At 66.6% G+C, this 2852-nt stretch carries 2 protein-coding genes; both read right to left on the bottom strand.

The features are described from left to right. The coding region (locus tag BST28_RS22725) for a beta-ketoacyl synthase N-terminal-like domain-containing protein (protein ID WP_133054366.1) at positions 1–470 on the bottom strand (470 nt) is incomplete at its 3' end. Further along, on the bottom strand, positions 467–2852 hold a 2386-nt coding region (locus BST28_RS22720), incomplete at its 5' end, for a type I polyketide synthase (protein WP_133054365.1). The genes BST28_RS22725 and BST28_RS22720, both read right to left, overlap by 4 nt.

The following is a 2852-nucleotide window of genomic DNA, read 5'->3' as shown; positions in this document are numbered from 1 at the left end:
ACTCCGGCGTAGACGCCGGTGGTGGTGCCGCGCAGGGAGTCCGGGGCGATCCCGGCCCGTTCCAACGCCTCCCAGGCCACCTCCAACAACACCCGCTGCTGGGGATCCATCGCCAACGCCTCACGCGGACTGATCCCGAAGAACTCCGCATCGAAATCACCCGCGTCATACAAGAACCCCCCATGACGGGTATAGCTGGTGCCCGCCCGATCAAGATCCGGATCAAACAACCGCTCCAGATCCCAACCCCGATCCTGCGGGAACTCACCGATGGCATCCACCCCACCAGCCACCAACTCCCACAACTGCTCCGGAGAACCCACCCCACCCGGATACCGACACCCCATCCCCACAATCGCAATCGGCTCGAGGGCCTTCTGCAACAAGCGCTGGTTCTGCTGGCGAAGCTGCTCGCGTTCCTTAAGGGAAGCGCGCAGGGCGCCCAAGAGATCCTCGTTGGTCGCTGTCACGTCGTTGAGCTCCTGTCGTGGGACATGCGAATCAGGCTTTCGACATCGAGGTCGTCGATCGCGTCGGCGGGGCCGTTGTTGGCGGGATCCGCGTCGCCGTCACGCGCTATCGCGACGAGCGGATCGAGGAGGCCTGACCGGCGTAGCCGCTCGAGTGGAATCGTCGCCAACAGGGCGCGAATCTCGTCGTCAGGGGATACGGTCGGCTCGGCGGGGGGAGGCGCCAGCCACTCCGTCACTACTGCGGCAACTGCGGCCGGGTTCGGGTAATCGAAGATGAGCGTCGCAGGTACACGCACACCGGTTGCCTGTGCGAGCCGATTGCGCAGTTCGAGCGCTGCGAGCGAGTCGAAGCCGAGGTCGGTGAATGCCTGCTCAGGATCGATAGCTGTCGGGGACTCATGACCGAGAACCTCCGCGATGGCGGTACAGACGAATTGCAGCACCACTGTCTCGCGCGCTGCCTCACCGACTCCTGCGAGGCGGCTGACCAGCGCGTTGGCGACTGTCCCGCGACCGGCTGGCACGCGGACAAGCGCACTCATCAGCCGCGGCAGCATCCCAGCGGTGGCGTGGCGTCGCAACGCGGCGGCGTCAACGCGCACAGGAACAAGGAGTGTCGGCTCAGCGGTGTGCGCGGCGTCGAAAAGCGCGAGCCCCTCGGCTTCGCCAATCGGTTCGAGTCCGGCGCGACCCCAACGCGCGGCGTCGGCGTCCTCGGCGCCTGCGGCCATGCCCCCTTCGACCGACCACGGTCCCCAGGCCAACGCGCGACCTGGTCGGCCCTGAGCACGCCGCCGCTGGGCCAGGGCGTCGAGGAATGCGTTGGCTGCGGCGTAATTGCCTTGCCCCGCCGACCCGAACGTAGCCGCGACCGACGAGAACAAGACAAGTTCAGCGTCATGCACCAGCTCATCGAGATGTTGTGCTGCATCGATCTTCGGACGCAGAACCAGGTCGAGTGAGGCTTCATCGAGCGACGTCACGGTTGCATCTGCCAGGACGCCCGCAGCGTGAATGACCGCCCGCAGGGGCTGCGACCGCGGGATCTGTGCAATCACCTCGGCGAGAGCGTCGCGATCGGCGGCATCGCAAGCGGTGACCGTGACGTCGCATCCGAGCTCACTCAGTTCAGCCGCCAGTTCGGGAGCACCAGGCGATGCCGCGCCGCGGCGGCTCACCAGTAGCAGATGGCGGACGCCGTGGGCGGTCGCGAGGTGGCGGGCGATCAGCTGCCCCAAGGCGCCGGTTCCGCCGGTGATAAGCACGGTGCCCTGCGGAAGGTCAGTTCGAGCAGGACTTGTCACCGGCGATACCCGCACCAATCGCGGTGCCCGGAATTGCCCATCGCGGATGGCCACCTGCGGCTCGTCAACGATCAACGGGAGCGCCTCCATGGCGACCGCCAGTGACGCCGCACGATCGACCCCCGGATCGAGGTCAACGAGGAGGAAGCGTCCTGGATGCTCGGCCTGCGCGGAGCGCAGCAATCCCCAGACCGCCGCAAGGGCAGGTTCGGGTGCTTCGTCGGCTGCGGCTGCGACTGCCCCGCGGGTGAGGAGCACGAGGCGTTGATCGCCGAGGCGGTCGTTGGCGAGCCAAGCCCGGACCAGGCCGAGCGCGGTCCTGAGTGCACTGCGGGCGCTGGCGGCGGAGTCGTCGGTGTTCATCAGGGAGATGTCAACGAGGGTGAACTGCGCCATCTGCGTTCCGTCGGCCAGCGCTTCGAGCAGATCGTCGGAAGTTTCATAGTGCGTCGAGGCACAGCCATCGAACTCGCCTTGGTCATGCGCAGCGTCGTCAACGACCTCGGACCCGTTCGGTGCGTGGTCACCGAGCGGCACAGTGGTCCAGTCGAGTTTGAACAGGCTGGCGGCCGCGCCCGTGCCGGCCGCTGCTAGCGCTGCTGTGTCGACGGGCCTAGTGATCAGAGAGGTGAACGTCAGCACAGGGCGGCCGTTTTCGTCGACGGCTGCGAAGGACACGCCGTCGTCGTCGGTTGCGGTCATCCTTATGCGCATTGCGACGGCCTGGCGACGGTGGAGCAGTATCCCCCTCCAGGAGAACGGCAGGGGCAGTTGGTCGTTGGTGTTGATGAGCAGTGCGTGTAGGGCGGCGTCGAGCAGTGCCGGGTGCAGGTTGTAGTCGCCGGCGGTGGTGGTTTGGTGGTCGTCGAGTGTGACTTCGGCGAACAGTTCTTCGCCGCGGCGCCATGCTTTTTGCAGTCCTTGGAACGCTGGTCCGTAGGCCAGTCCGATGCTGAGCAGGTGGTCGTAGAGGCCGGCGGTGTCGAGGGGTTCGGCGTGTGGGGGTGGCCAGGGTGTGGTGCTCAGTTGGTGTAGTGCGGTGGTGTGGGTGGGGGTGGTGTCGTGGGTGGTGAGG

Origin of the sequence: Mycolicibacter kumamotonensis, from assembly GCF_002086285.1 — a bacterium.
GTDB lineage: Bacteria > Actinomycetota > Actinomycetes > Mycobacteriales > Mycobacteriaceae > Mycobacterium > Mycobacterium kumamotonense.
Note: the sequence above shows the minus strand (reverse complement) of the source record. Positions and strands in the feature narration are given on the sequence as shown.